General features: G+C 54.2%; 15 protein-coding genes and 1 other RNA gene. 10 read left to right on the forward strand and 6 right to left on the reverse strand.

The genetic code is table 11. The features are described from left to right. Window positions 1-16 precede the first annotated feature (16 nt). Window positions 17-406, forward strand: coding sequence for a ComEA family DNA-binding protein (locus tag BMI79_RS03660; RefSeq protein ID WP_076940548.1), 390 nt, complete (start codon window positions 17-19; stop codon window positions 404-406). 168 nt (window positions 407-574) lie between these two features. Continuing rightward, a complete protein-coding gene (locus tag BMI79_RS03665; RefSeq protein ID WP_076940550.1) occupies window positions 575-988 on the forward strand; it encodes a YbgC/FadM family acyl-CoA thioesterase in 414 nt (137 codons plus the stop codon). Window positions 989-1,083: 95 nt separating this feature from the next. On the opposite strand, the gene queC is transcribed toward BMI79_RS03665, so the two are convergent. Both queC and BMI79_RS03675 read right to left on the reverse strand, forming a co-directional pair. Continuing rightward, entirely contained in the window at window positions 1,084-1,782 is a 699-nt protein-coding gene (gene queC / locus BMI79_RS03670; RefSeq protein ID WP_076940552.1) for a 7-cyano-7-deazaguanine synthase QueC, read from the reverse strand. 134 nt (window positions 1,783-1,916) lie between these two features. Beyond that, window positions 1,917-3,626, reverse strand: a complete 1,710-nt coding sequence (locus tag BMI79_RS03675; RefSeq protein WP_076940554.1) for an SgrR family transcriptional regulator — start codon at window positions 3,624-3,626, stop codon at window positions 1,917-1,919. 177 nt (window positions 3,627-3,803) lie between these two features. Here BMI79_RS03675 and cof point away from each other — a divergent pair, with 177 nt between their 5' ends. After that, window positions 3,804-4,622, forward strand: coding sequence for an HMP-PP phosphatase (gene cof, locus BMI79_RS03680; protein WP_076940556.1), 819 nt, complete (start codon window positions 3,804-3,806; stop codon window positions 4,620-4,622). Window positions 4,623-4,731: 109 nt separating this feature from the next. On the opposite strand, the gene BMI79_RS03685 is transcribed toward cof, so the two are convergent. Continuing rightward, on the reverse strand, window positions 4,732-5,772 hold the full coding sequence (locus tag BMI79_RS03685; protein WP_076940557.1) for a PLP-dependent cysteine synthase family protein: 1,041 nt from the start codon (window positions 5,770-5,772) through the stop codon (window positions 4,732-4,734). A gap of 120 nt (window positions 5,773-5,892) precedes the next feature. Between BMI79_RS03685 and BMI79_RS03690 the strand changes: the two genes are divergently transcribed. The 5 genes from BMI79_RS03690 (at window position 5,893) to amtB (ending at window position 11,938) form a co-directional block, all read left to right on the forward strand. Beyond that, the gene (locus BMI79_RS03690; protein ID WP_076940559.1) at window positions 5,893-6,354 is read left to right on the forward strand and encodes an Lrp/AsnC family transcriptional regulator; all 462 of its coding nucleotides are present in this window, start codon (window positions 5,893-5,895) and stop codon (window positions 6,352-6,354) included. Between the two features lie 89 nt (window positions 6,355-6,443). Continuing rightward, window positions 6,444-8,219, forward strand: coding sequence for a SmdA family multidrug ABC transporter permease/ATP-binding protein (locus tag BMI79_RS03695; protein ID WP_076940561.1), 1,776 nt, complete (start codon window positions 6,444-6,446; stop codon window positions 8,217-8,219). After that, window positions 8,212-9,990 carry a SmdB family multidrug efflux ABC transporter permease/ATP-binding protein gene (locus BMI79_RS03700; RefSeq protein WP_076940563.1) on the forward strand — a complete coding sequence of 593 codons (1,779 nt, stop codon included), beginning with the start codon at window positions 8,212-8,214 and terminating at the stop codon, window positions 9,988-9,990. Before BMI79_RS03695 ends, BMI79_RS03700 begins: the two co-directional genes overlap by 8 nt. Window positions 9,991-10,276: 286 nt before the next feature. Further along, window positions 10,277-10,615 (forward strand): P-II family nitrogen regulator, encoded by a 339-nt coding sequence (gene glnK, locus BMI79_RS03705; RefSeq protein ID WP_002208627.1) that lies wholly within the window; start codon window positions 10,277-10,279, stop codon window positions 10,613-10,615. A gap of 36 nt (window positions 10,616-10,651) precedes the next feature. Further along, window positions 10,652-11,938, forward strand: coding sequence for an ammonium transporter AmtB (gene amtB, locus BMI79_RS03710; RefSeq protein ID WP_076940565.1), 1,287 nt, complete (start codon window positions 10,652-10,654; stop codon window positions 11,936-11,938). 62 nt (window positions 11,939-12,000) lie between these two features. Here the strand turns inward: amtB and tesB are convergent, their stop codons facing one another. After that, the gene (gene tesB / locus BMI79_RS03715; protein ID WP_076940567.1) at window positions 12,001-12,864 is read right to left on the reverse strand and encodes an acyl-CoA thioesterase II; all 864 of its coding nucleotides are present in this window, start codon (window positions 12,862-12,864) and stop codon (window positions 12,001-12,003) included. A gap of 276 nt (window positions 12,865-13,140) precedes the next feature. Here tesB and BMI79_RS03720 point away from each other — a divergent pair, with 276 nt between their 5' ends. After that, window positions 13,141-13,632 (forward strand): YbaY family lipoprotein, encoded by a 492-nt coding sequence (locus BMI79_RS03720; RefSeq protein ID WP_076940569.1) that lies wholly within the window; start codon window positions 13,141-13,143, stop codon window positions 13,630-13,632. Window positions 13,633-13,684: 52 nt separating this feature from the next. Here the strand turns inward: BMI79_RS03720 and BMI79_RS03725 are convergent, their stop codons facing one another. After that, window positions 13,685-13,999 (reverse strand): MGMT family protein, encoded by a 315-nt coding sequence (locus BMI79_RS03725; RefSeq protein ID WP_076940571.1) that lies wholly within the window; start codon window positions 13,997-13,999, stop codon window positions 13,685-13,687. Window positions 14,000-14,155: 156 nt separating this feature from the next. Between BMI79_RS03725 and ffs the strand changes: the two genes are divergently transcribed. Beyond that, window positions 14,156-14,252: signal recognition particle sRNA small type (gene ffs / locus BMI79_RS03730), an RNA gene on the forward strand. 654 nt (window positions 14,253-14,906) lie between these two features. Here the strand turns inward: ffs and BMI79_RS03735 are convergent. Further along, a complete protein-coding gene (locus tag BMI79_RS03735) occupies window positions 14,907-15,110 on the reverse strand; it encodes an HHA domain-containing protein (protein ID WP_024913899.1) in 204 nt (67 codons plus the stop codon).

Raw genomic sequence — 15,110 nt, forward strand, 5'->3', positions numbered from 1 at the left:
ATAGGGAGGATACAGCATGCAACATAGCGAAAATAAAGGCATTACCCGTTTTTCTCATTCCGTAAAGTTCCTGTTGGCGGCGGCTCTGTTCAGCTTGGTGGGGGCATCGGCAAGCGCCGCAGAAAAAGCGCCACCAGCGCCTCAACCGGTGGCTCAAAGCCCGGCTAAAGCCGAGCGGCAGGCTGCCGTTGAAGCACCTTCCGAAGGTGAAGCTACGGTCAGTATCAATGATGCGGATGCTGAAGAACTGGCCAGCAAATTAAACGGTGTCGGGATGAAAAAAGCAGAGGCTATCGTGCGGTACCGGGAACAGAATGGGCCCTTTACGCAGGTTGAACAATTACAGGAGGTACCAGGAATCGGGCCAACGTTATTGGAAAAGAATCGTGCTCGGCTGAAAATGTGATCCCGATCGCGGCTGCGTGGCAAAGTAGCCAGGCAGCCGCTTTCCTCTGCTACATTCTACAGGTCATACCAGTTTCATCGCTGATGAAGAGGGTAAATCCAAACTTGTCAGGGCGCGGTGCGCCCGTTTTAACCGATGATCACCCGTGGCAGGAGCGACCGTTTCACTATGCATACCTATATTAAAGTTCGCGGTTACCATCTTGATTTTTATCAACATGTTAATAATGCCCGCTATTTGGAGTTTCTGGAGGAGGCGCGTTGGGAATGGCTGGAGAATCTGGATGCGTTTCATTGGATGGCGCAGAATAATATTGCGTTCATCGTGGTGAACATCAATATCAATTACCGCAGGCCAGCGGTGCTGGGTGACAAGCTGCGCATTGACAGCCAAATGCAGCAACTGAACGGCAAAAGCGGAGTGTTGAGCCAGCAGGTGACGCTTGAGCCTGAAGGTTCACCGGTTGCGGATGCAACACTGACGTTTGTCTGTGTCGATCTGAAAACCCAAAAAGCGTTGCCGATCGAAGGGGAGTTGCGGGAGCATTTGATGGCGTTACAGCAGAAAGATATGCAGGCCTGATATACCCGTTGTCTTTCAAGCTGCAGCGTTGTTGGCTGCAACTTGAAATCCATAGGGTATAGACCGTATTACATAAATGGCGACGAGCAGCGCTTTTAAATCAGCCCGGTTTTCTGTTTCAGGCTAGTCATGACGCTGCTTTTATCCTGAAGATACTGGTGCAAACCCTTGGCGCGCAGGTGGCAAGCCGCGCATGCACCGCAGCCATCACCTTGCACACCGTTATAACAGCTCAGCGTCTCCTGGCGGACAAGCTCTAACTGCTGGTAATAATCAGCCAGTGCCCAGGTTTCGGCCTTGTTGAGCCACATCAAGGGGGTTTCGAAGCGGATATCGCGCGCGATGCCCAGCACCACAGCATTGTTCAGCGCCTTAACGAACTCGTCGCGGCAGTCTGGATAACCGGAGAAATCGGTCTCACACACGCCGGTTATTAACGCTTCAGCTTCTACCTGATAGGCATAAATCGCCGCCAGGGTCAGGAACAGAATGTTACGCCCTGGCACAAAGGTGCTGGGTAGCGCGTCATCCTGCGTGCTGTCGAATGCGGGCACCGGAATGTTATCGCGAGTCAGGCTGCTGATCGCTAGCTCATTGAGTAATCTGGAATCTAACACTTTGTGCGCCTTGGCACCCAACCTCTGTGCCAGATTTTGAGCAATATCGATTTCGGCACGATGGCGCTGGCCATAATCGAACGTGATGCAGTGAACTTCATCGTACTGCTGCAATGCCTGAATTAAGCAGGTCGTGGAGTCTTGTCCACCGCTAAAAACGACGACTGCGCGTTTCATAGAATCAACCTTCTGTCGAGGAGCCATTCCCGATGCACACTCGGGCGGCTGGTTTAATCCCGCCGCGTGCTATTGGCATCACAGAGGGGGAATAACACTGGCGGCGGTGATGGTAGCAGACTAGGCCCAGGCTATCATTCATTCTCTGCTAACGGTGGCGGCAGCCAGGCCTGGCAAAAATCAAACCAGCCGTGAGCCGTGAGGGTCACCCCCTGAATGCGTGGTGGCGCATTAACCTGATATTGATAATGGAACAGCGGCGTCAGAATTGCCGCCTTCATCAGTTGCTGATAGTAGGTTTTCAATAGGTCGTAGCGCCGTTGTTGATCCGGAACTTGCTGAATATGCAGCAATACCTGCTGTTGTCGCTGCCAGTTTTCCTCCGTCAGAATACCTTGCCAGAGCACATCGCGGCGTAACCAGCTTTCCAGCGTGGCTTCCGGCGCTTCACCAATCAGGTTATCTGCCAGTAACAGGTCGGCCTGCGCCAGTTGCTCGGTACTTTGCCAGCGCTTGCCCGAGTAATAATGCACTTCTAACTCACAACCCTGTTGCGCCAGCAACTGCTGCAAGGCCTGTGTCAGAGTTGCAAGCTCAACCGGTGGGTGGTAAAGCAGAGTTAATCTGGTGGGGAGGGAAACCTGATCCATCTGGTGCTCGGGGATTGCCCAGCCAGGCAGCATTTCATGGCTTGGGGTGATCACGCTATTAGGGATAGGCAAGTCAGCCAGTAGCCCCGAGCGTTGGATCAACATCAACAACTTTTGCCCTTGGGCTTCACTGAGCACTCCACGGCGCTGGTTGATCGCCAGATAGCACCAGCCCAGGCTCATGCTGCGCTGTACCGGCCGTGCCTGGGCTAATTCTTCCTGTTGGCCGATGGTGATCCGCACCGGGTGCTGGCAACTGGTGTCATTACCGCTGGTGAGCAAATCCGGAGTGATCCAATATTCGATGCTTTCCAGATAAGGGTGTTGCAGATGGTAGTAAGGATGCTGTTCCAGCCGCACCATTTGCGGATCATTCAAGGCCAGCTTGAACGGCCCTGCGCCAAGCTCGGGGTGTTCTGGATGGGTCATCAGGCAGGGTAATTCTGCCAAGCGGTGCGCCAGCCAGTAATCTGGCGTATGCAGATCGAACTGAATACACAGCGCATGCGGCAAACTGATAGTTTGCACGCAGCTCAATAACGGCTGGCTGCGCGGATGTTGCTGCAACCGGTTTAACGTTTGCAGCAACTGCTGGCCGGTCAGAGGTTCCCCGTTATGCCAGCGCAACTGGCTGCGCAGAAAGAACTGCCACTGCAAGCCGCCGTTGCCGATCTGCCAATGATGAGCCAGATCCGGCTGAGGTTGCGGGCAACCGGTATTGAAGCGTGTTAGACCCGCATACAGAGTCGCGACCAGGTGTTGTTCGGCACGGCCGCTGAGCGTGAGTGGATCGAGCTTCTCTAGCGTACGGTAATAGGGGATACGCAGCGTAGGGCTGCCCTCTTGCCATTGGCCGCCAAGATGCGGGCTCAGTAGTTCCTGCAGATGCTGGGGGGCAAGCTGCGCCATTTCCAATGCACCCTGATGATCGCCCATCTGCAACAGACGCTGCAAATGAGCGGCACGCAATTCATCAGGCGTTTTCAAGCATTGCAGTTGTGCACGTTTACCGCGCCCGGCATGGGAGCGCCAGCTCAGCCAACCCTGCTCCTGCAACTGTTGCACCAGCGTGCGCGCATGGCGTTCGCTGCAATAAAACAGGGTCGCCAGTTCCGCGACGGTGATGTTTACGGGGGCGCTACCGAGTTGCTGATACAGACGTTGATACTGACTGAGGCGATGAACCAGGCGCATAGCGATCCTCTTGAACTTTCAAGCTACGGCTTGAATATAAATCCGGAAGCATTTTTCTGAATTGTTCACTATTACTTCCGTAAATGCCATCACATACTGTAGCGGTTATCATAGTGCCTACCGTTCTAAGGCATATCGGTACGGCGCGCTGTCTGTGAGATGTCTTGAGAGGTTTATATGTATCGTTTGGCTGCTTTTGATATGGATGGCACTTTGCTGACGCCCGATCATCGGATTGGGCCGGAAACGTTGGCCGCGTTGAATCAGCTTATCGACAGGGACATGGTGGTGACCTTTGCTACCGGGCGGCATTACCTGGATGCACAGCCGATCATGGCGAAACTGGGCTTGCAAGGGTATCTCATCACCGGCAACGGTACGCGCGTCTATGACAAACAGGGGCAGCAACTGCATGCCACGGATTTGCCAGCCGATGTGGCCGAAGAGGTGCTGCATACCCAGTGGCAGACCCCTGCCAGCCTGCACGTTTTCCGTGATGAAGGTTGGTTGACCAATCTGGCGGTGCCGGAAATGTTGCAGGCTCATCATCTCAGCGGTTTTCATTTCCAACTGACCGATTTGCAGCGCTTGCCAGCGTTGGGCAACAGCAAAGTCTGTTTCTGCGGCCCTCATGACGCCTTGGTTGAACTGCAGGCGCAGTTGCACGCCCATTTTGCACAGCGTGTTGATTTGTGTTTCTCGGCTTACGAGTGTCTTGAGGTATTACCGCTGGGCTGCAACAAAGGTGCCGCATTGGAAAAACTGAGCGGCCATTTAGGCATGACGTTGGCAGACTGTATGGCGTTTGGCGATGCGATGAATGACAAAGAAATGTTGGCCAGCGTGGGGCATGGTGTGGTGATGGGGAACGCGTTACCACAGCTGAAAGCGCTGCTTCCCGATCTTCCGGTTATCGGCCATTGCGAAAAACAGGCGGTGGCTCACTATTTGCAACATTGGCTGCGTTCACCACGCTCCCCCTATACCCCCGTATAAAGGAGCCTTTACAGCCGCCGGGTTACTCTTATGACTTGAAGTTGCAACCGACAACGCTGCCACTCCAAGTACCTTGAGTAGGACTACCCGGCTTTTTTATTCCCGTCGTTTACAGATTGGCCAACTGTGTCAAATAAGGCCGCAGGTCGCCGATATTATTGCTGACCCACTCTGGATTGTAGTAAGTATCCAGGTAGCGCTCTCCGCTGTCGCACAGCAGAGTGACGATCGCCCCCTGTTCCCCTTTTTCGCGCATTTGTTTTGCCCGCTGCAGTGCGCCCCAAACGTTGGTTCCGGTAGACGCTCCGACCTTGCGGCCCAGAACACTTTCCAGCCAGTGGATGGTAGCCACGCTGGCGGCATCCGGCACGCGCAGCATGCTGTCGATCACTGAAGGGATAAACGAGGGCTCAGCGCGTGGGCGGCCAATACCTTCAATACGGCTGCCACAGCTGCCGATAATGGTGCGATCGCCGTGGTGGAAACAGTCGTAGAACACCGAGTTTTCCGGATCGACCACGGTGAGCTGCGTATCGTGCCCTTGGTAGCGAATATAGCGCCCCAGTGTGGCTGAGGTACCACCGGTACCGGCGCTCATCACGATATGTTTGGGAATGGGGTAGGGTTCACGCGCCATCTGGCGGAAAATACTGTCGGCAATGTTGTTATTACCGCGCCAGTCGGTGGCCCGCTCCGCAAAGGTGAACTGATCCATATAGTGGCCATTCAACTCTTTTGCCAACGTTTCTGAAACCGCATAAATCTGCGCCGCATGATCGACGAAATGGCTGCGCCCACCGTAGAACGCGATCTGCTCTACCTTACGCCGAGCGGTACAGGAAGGCATCACGGCAATGAATGGCAGGCCTATCAGCCTGGCGAAATAAGCCTCTGACACCGCGGTGCTGCCTGAAGAGGCTTCAATAATGGTGGTGTCTTTGTTGATCCAGCCGTTACACAGGCCGTACAGGAACAGCGAACGTGCCAGGCGGTGCTTCAGGCTGCCGGTAGGGTGGGTGCTTTCATCTTTCAGATACAGGCAGATGCCGGGGAATTCCGGCAGGTTCAGGCGTATCAAGTGCGTGTCGGCGGAGCGTTGAAAATCCGCTTCTATTTCGCCGATAGCATATTTTACCCAAGCGTTTGTCATCATCAGGTCTCAGAATAGGGGCTGGTTGATGGCGTAGCATAGCGTTTCACCAGGAAAAAAGGATTGCCATTTTTCCTGTTTAATCGCCTAATGGGAGAAAAATTTTCTCCGGATTGAGCTATGTTAGACAAAACAGACCGCAAACTGCTGTGCATGCTGCAACAAGACTGTACACAATCGCTGCAGGTTTTGGCCGACGCAGTGAACCTGACGTCGACCCCGTGCTGGAAACGGCTGAAAAGGCTGGAGGATGAAGGCTACATTCGCGCACGCGTCGCGCTGCTGGATAATGAAAAACTCGGGCTTGGGCTGACGGCGTTTGTTCTGATTAAAACCCAGCAGCACAGCAGCGAGTGGTATCAGAAGTTTGTTGCACTGACGGCACAGATGCCAGAAGTGCTGGCATTTTACCGCATGGCAGGGGAATACGATTACCTGATGCAGGTTCAAGTGGCCGATATGAAAAGCTATGACAACTTCTACAAGCGCCTGGTGACCGGCGTACCAGGGTTAATCGATGTGACCTCCAGCTTCGCGATGGAAAAAATCAAATACACCACGGCGCTGCCAGTGCCGGAGTGAAAACGTCACCGAGCAGCTGCTTTACCGGTAGTATTGTCTGCCGCTAAGGCAAAAAAGAGAAAACCGTTACCTGTCTGGAATAAAACTGCGTGAGATTATTTGCTCAAATCGGCTGGTATTTCCGCCGCGAATGGCGCCGCTATCTTGGCGCGGTGCTGCTGCTGATCATTATTGCCATTCTGCAACTGCTGCCGCCCAAGCTGGTGGGGATCATTGTCGATGGCGTGACCAGCAAACAGATGTCTACCCGCGTACTGCTGGCCTGGCTCGGGCTGATGCTCGGCACCGCGATCCTGGTTTACCTGCTGCGCTATGTGTGGCGGGTGCTGCTGTTTGGTGCGTCCTATCAGTTGGCGGTGGAACTGCGTGAAAATTTCTATCACCAGCTCAGCCGCCAGAATCCGGCTTTTTATCTGCGCCATCGTACCGGCGATCTGATGGCGCGGGCCACCAACGATGTGGATCGCGTGGTGTTTGCCGCCGGCGAGGGGGTGCTGACGCTGGTGGATTCGCTGGTGATGGGCCTGGTGGTGCTGCTGGTAATGAGCACGCAGATCAGTTGGCAACTGACGCTGCTTTCGCTGATCCCGATGCCGATCATGGCGATCGCTATCAAGCACTATGGCGATCAGCTGCATGAGCGTTTTAAATCGGCGCAGGCAGCGTTTTCCAGCCTGAACGATCAGGCGCAGGAGAGTATGACCAGCATCCGTATGATCAAAGCTTTTGGGCTGGAAGATCATCAATCCAGGCAGTTTGCCGATGTGGCGGCGCAGACCGGTGCGAAGAATATGCACGTGGCGCGCGTTGACGCGCGTTTCAATCCCACCATTTATATTGCCATCGGTGCCTCCAACCTGCTGGCGATCGGCGGCGGCAGTTGGATGGTGGTCGAAGGGGCACTCACCCTGGGTCAACTCACCAGTTTTGTCATGTATCTCGGCCTGATGATCTGGCCGATGCTGGCATTGGCGTGGATGTTCAATATCGTTGAGCGTGGCAGTGCGGCGTATAGCCGCATCCGCAGCCTGCTGGAAGAAGCGCCGGCGGTGAAAGACGGCGAGCTTGAGTTACCTGCCGCTCGCGGTCAGTTGGCGGTGAAGATCAACGCGTTTCACTATCCGGAAAACGCCAGGCCGGCACTGCACGATGTTGCGCTGGAACTGCAGCCAGGGCAAATGCTCGGCCTGTGCGGGCCGACAGGTGCGGGGAAATCGACGCTGCTGGCCTTAATTCAGCGTCAGTTCGATATTGATGATGGGCAAATCAGTTACCACAGTTTGCCGCTCACCCAGATCAAACTTGATCAGTGGCGTTCACGCCTGTCGGTGGTCAGTCAGACCCCGTTCCTGTTCTCCGACAGCGTGGCAAATAACATTGCCCTCGGAAACCCTGCGGCCACGCAGGAGCAGATTGAGCAGGCCGCGCGTCTGGCCAGCGTGCATGAAGATATTCTGCGTCTGCCGCAGGGGTATGAAACCGAAGTGGGCGAGCGCGGCGTGATGTTGTCCGGCGGTCAGAAACAGCGGATTTCCATTGCGCGGGCGTTGCTGCTGGAGGCGGAGATCCTGATCCTTGACGATGCGCTTTCTGCGGTGGATGGCCGAACGGAACACCAAATCCTGCATAACCTGCGCAGTTGGGGGCAAAACCGCACGCTAATAATCAGCGCGCACCGTCTTTCGGCCCTGACTGAAGCCAGTGAAATCCTGGTATTGCAGCAGGGAACGGTTACCCAGCGTGGGCAGCACACCTCACTGGCGGCGCAGCCTGGCTGGTATCGCGATATGTATCGTTACCAGCAACTGGAAGCGGCGCTGGATGAAACGCCGGAAACCCCTGAGGAGGCGCTGGCTGATGAGTAAGATGCAAAAGATCTGGCCAACGTTGAAGCGGCTGCTGACTTACGGTTCACCTTACCGTAAGCCGCTGGGGCTGGCGGTGGTGATGCTGTGGATCGCGGCGGCGGCGGAAGTCGCAGGGCCAATCCTGATCGGCTATTTTATCGATAACTATGTTGCCAAGGGGCAACTGCCGCTGATGATTGTCAGTGGGCTGGCAGTGGCTTACGTTCTGCTCGAACTGCTGGCCGCTGCGCTGCAATATTTTCAGGCCTTGTTGTTCAATCGGGCCGCGGTGGGGGTCGTGCAACGCTTGCGTACCGACGTAATGGATGCGGCGCTGCGTCAGCCGCTGAGCGCCTTTGATACTCAACCGGTCGGGCAGCTGATATCGCGGGTCACCAACGATACCGAGGTGATTAAAGACCTGTATGTGATGGTGGTGGCCACGGTGCTGAAAAGCGCGGCGTTGATCGGCGCGATGCTGGTGGCGATGTTCAGCCTCGACTGGCGCATGGCGCTGGTGGCGATCTGTATCTTCCCGGCGGTGCTGGTGGTGATGTGGATCTATCAATACTACAGCACGCCGATTGTGCGCCGGGTTCGCAGCTATCTGGCGGATATCAATGATGGCTTTAACGAAGTGATCAGCGGGATGGGGGTGATCCAGCAGTTTCGCCAGCAGAAGCGTTTTGGCGAGCGTATGAGTGCCGCCAGCCGCTCACACTACATAGCGCGTATGCAGACGCTGCGCCTGGATGGCTTTCTGCTGCGGCCACTGCTCAGCCTGTTTTCTGCCTTGGTACTCTGCGGCTTGCTGATGCTGTTTGGTTTCAGCGGTGAAGGAGCGATCGGCGTGGGGGTGTTGTACGCCTTTATCAACTATCTTGGCCGTTTGAATGAGCCGCTGATTGAGTTGACTTCGCAGCAGTCGATCTTGCAGCAGGCGGTGGTGGCCGGTGAACGTATTTTTGATTTGATGGATCGCCACCAGCAGAGCTACGGGGCAGACGATCGCCCGCTGACAAGCGGCAGTATTGAGATTGACGATCTGAGCTTTGCCTATCGCGATCTGCAAAAAGTGTTGCAGCATATCTCGCTGAGCGTACCGTCGCGTGGCTTTGTGGCGTTGGTGGGGCATACCGGCAGCGGTAAGAGCACGCTGGCCAACCTGCTGATGGGGTATTATCCGGTAGAATCTGGCGAAGTGCGGGTTGACGGGCGCCCATTGTCCACGCTTTCGCACCGCACATTGCGCCAGGGCATTGCCATGGTGCAACAGGATCCGGTAGTGATCGCCGAGTCGGTGCTGGCAAATGTGACGCTGGGGCGTAACATTGATGAAGAGGCCGTCTGGCAGGCGCTGGAAGCGGTACAACTGGCTGAGCTGGTGCGTTCATTTTCACAAGGGCTTCACACGCGCTTGGGCGAGCAGGGGAATAACCTGTCCGTCGGCCAGAAACAATTGTTGGCGATGGCGCGCGTATTGGTGCAGGCACCACAGATCCTGATCCTGGACGAAGCCACGGCGAACATCGATTCTGGCACGGAGCAGGCTATCCAGCGTGCATTACGCCTGATCCGCGAGCACACCACGCTGGTGGTGATTGCACACCGTCTTTCCACCATCGTTGAGGCGGACTCGATTCTGGTACTGCATCATGGCCAGGCGGTGGAGCAGGGGAATCATCAGCAGCTACTGGAACAGCAGGGCCGCTATTACCAGATGTATCAGTTACAACTGGCGGGTGAGGAACTGGCTGCCGCTACGCGTGAGGAAGCTCAGCCAGCATAAGAGAGCCCGCCAGTGTGTGCCGCTGGCGGGATTTCCTGATTTTTGCACCACCAGCGGGCATTGTTTCCTTCTCTATGATTTACTGCACCTTCCCAATGCGCGTTGCACCATAATGGTGCAATGCCGCTTGTCAATACTATGCGCCCTTCTCCATCTTCAATCTTTTTGTCGCCACGCATCCGCGTAATTATCTGAATTTTAAGGCTAAATAATTTATGGCATAGCCTTTGCTTTATAAGAATCGTACCGGGGGTAAGTTTTTGGGCTCAATTCGTGGAGAGGCAATATGAAGCTGGTTACCGTGGTGATTAAACCATTCAAGTTAGAGGACGTACGTGAAGCGTTATCCTCTGTAGGTATTCAGGGTTTGACCGTAACTGAGGTCAAAGGGTTTGGTCGCCAGAAGGGGCATGCCGAGCTTTATCGCGGAGCCGAATACAGCGTCAACTTCTTGCCTAAAGTCAAAATCGATATTGCTATCGCCGACGACCAGTTAGATGAAGTGATTGATGTGATCAGCAAAGCGGCCTACACCGGCAAAATTGGCGATGGCAAAATTTTCGTTGCCGAATTGCAACGTGTCATTCGTATCCGTACCGGTGAAACAGACGAAGCAGCACTGTAATCACAGGCTCAGTAAAGTAAATGGGGATGGTTGATAATGAAAAAACTTTTATCCATGTTGGGCCTGAGTACGGTAACCCTGGTTCCTTCTTTGGCTCTGGCCGCTCCGGCAGTGGCTGATAAAGCTGACAATGCCTTTATGATGATTTGTACCGCGCTGGTGTTGTTTATGACCTTGCCCGGTGTCGCTCTATTTTACGGTGGTCTGTTGCGAGCCAAGAATGTGCTGTCAATGCTGACACAGGTCACCGTCACGTTCGCCTTGGTGTGCGTGCTGTGGGTCGTGTATGGCTACAGCTTCGCCTTCAGCGAGGGGAATGCCTTCTTTGGCGGTTTTCAGACGGTGATGCTAAAAGGGATCGGCATTGACAGCGTAACCGGCACCTTTAGCCAGATGATCCACGTGGCGTTCCAGGCTTCTTTCGCCTGTATTACCGTGGCGCTGGTGGTGGGGGGCTTTGCCGAGCGTATTCGCTTCTCCGCCGTAGTGATTTTTGCGGCCATCTGGTTCTCCCTTTCCTACCTGCCGATTGCGCACATGGTTTGGGGCGGTGGCTTACTGGCTTCCGATGGGGCGCTGGACTTTGCCGGTGGCACCGTAGTGCATATCAACGCCGCCAGCGCAGGTTTGGTTGGTGCTTACTTGCTGGGTAAACGCGCCGGTTTTGGTAAAGAAGCGTTTAAACCCCACAACTTGCCGATGGTGTTTACCGGAGCTTCTATCCTGTATATCGGTTGGTTTGGCTTCAACGCCGGTTCTGCCAGCGCGGCCAACGGCATTGCTGCCCTGGCATTCCTGAACACGGTGATAGCGACTGCGGGGGCGATACTCTCCTGGACCTTCGCCGAGTGGAGCCTGCGCGGTAAACCTTCTTTGCTGGGGGCCTGTTCCGGGTGTATCGCGGGTCTGGTAGCGATTACGCCGGCTGCGGGTACCGTCGGTGTGGGTGGGGCTCTGATTATTGGCCTGGTGAGCGGGGTTGCTGGCCTGTGGGGCGTAGTGACGCTGAAGAGATGGCTGAAAGTGGACGATACCTGTGACGTGTTTGGTGTGCACGGTGTGTGTGGGATCGTGGGTTGCCTGCTGACCGGCGTGTTCACCGCCTCTTCACTCGGTGGTACTGGCTATGCTGCTGGCGTGACGATGGCACATCAGCTGTGGATCCAGTTGCTGAGCGTGGTGATTACTCTGGTATGGTCAAGCGTGGCGGCGTTTATCGCCTTCAAAGTGGCCGGGGCTATTGTCGGGCTGCGTGTACCCGAAGAACAAGAGCGCGAAGGGCTGGACGTCAACAGCCACGGCGAGAATGCCTACAACCAGTAATTTGCTGACCGAGTCACGATGGTGGTGCAGAAAGGGCGATGGTGACATCGCCCTTTCTCTTATTATGCGTCGCGCTGGCGGATAACGCCTTCCTGCACCGTGGTGGCCACCAATACCCCTTCACGGGTGTAGAACTGGCCGCGTACAAATCCACGAGCACCGGAGGCGGAGGGGCTTTCCACGACATACAGTAGCCACTCGTCCAGGCGGAACGGACGATGGAACCACATCGAGTGATCGATGGTTGCTACTTGCATGCCAGGCTCCAGGAACCCGACGCCGTGCGGCTGCAACGCCGTTGGCAGGAAGTTGAAGTCGGAAGCGTAGCCCAGCAAATATTGATGGATCCGCGGATTATCCGGCATGGTGCCATTGGCACGGAACCAGACATGACGGTAAGGTTCTTCCACACTACCTTTCATCGGGTTATGGAATTTTACCGGGCGCATTTCGATCGGCTTCTGGCCAATAAATTTTTCCCGTACCTTTTCCGGCAACATATGCGACAGCTTTTGGGCGATCTCCGATTCTGACAGCAATCCTTCCGGCGGTGGCACATCTGGCATGGTATTCTGGTGTTCAAACCCTTGTTCCGGGGTTTGGAATGAGGCGGTCATGTAGAAGATCGGCTTGCCATGCTGGATAGCGCTGACACGACGGGCGCTGAAACTGTTGCCGTCGCGCAGGGTTTCTACGTCATAAATAATTGGTTGGCTGCTGTCACCGGGGCGCAGGAAATAGCTGTGAAATGAGTGCACACTGCGCTCTTCAGGAGCCGTCTGCTTAGCGGCATACAGTGCCTGACCAACGACCTGGCCGCCAAATACCTGGCGTAGCCCCAGATCTTCGCTTTGGCCGCGGTACAAGCCTTCTTCAATTTTCTCCAAATTCAGCAGGTCGAGGAGGTTTTGCAGTGCCTGGCTCATAAAGTGGTAACCCTTTTCATCATCTTGTTGCGCAGTGTGCGGAATATTACGGCAAGACGTCAATATATTGCATGATCCCTTGTGCCTTTCTGGCGGTATTCGTCCGTAGTTTATTGGGTGCGTAGGGGCGATAACCAGTTGTTAATTCCAGTTAAATAGCATCATGTGAGTTACTGATATGCGAAAGTGACGGTATTTATTGGTGTTTTATGCTATATTTTATTGTTGTGGTGGTTTAAGCCACCAAGGTGTTGCTGAAAGTAGAGGAGACGCTCCATGAAACTCTGGCACAAAGTAGGCGGTGTGGCCGTGTTGGCCGTTACCCTGGCGGGGTGTACCCATCAGAGTGCGAATATGCCGATGCCGGCTCATAATGCCTCTGCGGTATCACCAGCGCAGATGCAAGACCCAGCGGTGAGAGGCTCAGTCAATATTCGCCAGCGTATTGCCTTGCCACCGGATGCCGTATTGACGGTCACGCTGTCCGATGCCTCACTGGCTGATGCTCCGTCAAAGGTTATTGCACAATCGGTGACGCGTACCGAAGGCCAACAAACGCCGTTCAGTTTCGTGTTGCCATATCACCCGGCGGACATTCAGCCTAATGCGCGTATCATTTTGAGCGCGGCGATTACGCTGAACGGCCAGTTGATTTTTATCACTGATACCGTTCAGGAAGTGATCAACCGCAACGGGACTCAGGCCGATCTGCTGCTGGTTCCTGTGCAGAATGTGCCTCTTCAGGCAGCCTCGGCTCTCACGCCGTAGCTATGAGCGCCTGAATCAACCAGCCTTTGAGCCTGACGGCCAAAGGCTTTTTTTACCAACGCCAACGATAAACCTGCAGGTCGATACCGCCCTGCGCGCTAAACACGATACCTTCGGCGAGCAGCGCCTGTTTTTGCCGGGCGTGATCCTCGCCACGTAATGAAATCTGGCCGTGACGATTGATGACACGGTGCCAGGGGAGAGTGCTGCCTTCCGGTAACTTTTTCAGAACTCCCCCTACCTGACGTGCCGCGCGTGATGAGCCTGCTAACCGGGCGACTTCGCCGTAGGTTGTCACTTTCCCATAGGGAATGGCGGCTATCACGTGGAACACGCGCTGACGAAAGGTGCCCTCTTCTGGAGCCATGTCTCTATTTCCTGCTGCATAAACCGAGTAACGGAAGTGTGCCATAGCCTGGGTGGGTAAGAAAACAGCGGTTGGCCTGGGTTGGCTTGCTATTTGGGTGGTCATCACCGATAATGCCCGTCGCTTCACAGTCAATGAAGCCGTCAATGGGGGCCCTGTTGGTTCTCCCGCAACACTAACTTGTGAACTCGGTCAGATCCGGAAGGAAGCAGCCGTAGCAGGTGACGTGTGTGCCGGGATGTAGCTGGCAGGGTCCCCACCAATTTTCCCCTCTCAAAAAAATTCCCGGTTAATGCAGACGCTTTTTTTCGCTACTCTTAGCGTACAGCGCATAATTTTCACACTTTAGCTGCTGGTATGGTAAGCAACCACCTTATGCGGGTTATTGCTTATTCATTCTCGTAAATTTCTTATGATTTCTCATTGCATGCATGGGTTTTTCTTCAATATGCTAGAAAATTCTGTATTAAAAGTACGAATAACTCCACGACAAGGGGTTGTTGTTCAGGGGATATACCTTTGATAGAAACGCATGAAGCTACTGCTGCAGTCGGATATTGCTGCTTTTTCGAAAAGAAATATCACCGGATTGTATGATATTAGGAGAATATTGTTAGTTGAGTTTAACGGTGTGTTGTCAAACTGACTTTTCTGAAGATGGGTGTTATTCGGTGATAATGTATAAGATATATTAAAATGTTTAAGAGTTAATCGCTGTTTGTTTATGGCAGACACTAGTTAACGGCACTGAAGCGCAGCGCAGCCTATTTTAACTGAAAATTGTTTCTAACTATTTCAATAAAATTCTCGGCGGTAAAACGCGGTTACCCGATTTTTAAGATAAACACCTAGGTAGAATGGTCATTGAAGCCGATAGTATTATCGGCCCAACACCATGGTACTTTGATTATCTTACGTATTTCCAAACAGCAGTCGGGATTTTATCGTATAGCTTGTTCATGGTCAGTTCGGCTAGGCGATGGTCCGCAGCAGAGTAGAACAGTTCTAGCTCATCGTTAGAGAGCTCGTACTTATTTTTCTCTATAACACGCTCAAGAGTGTCAATCGTGGTGCATTTACGCAAACGCATCAGATAGTCAATTTTCGTCAT

It is taken from the genome of Serratia oryzae (assembly GCF_001976145.1).
In the GTDB taxonomy this organism is placed as follows: Bacteria; Pseudomonadota; Gammaproteobacteria; order Enterobacterales; family Enterobacteriaceae; genus Chania; species Chania oryzae.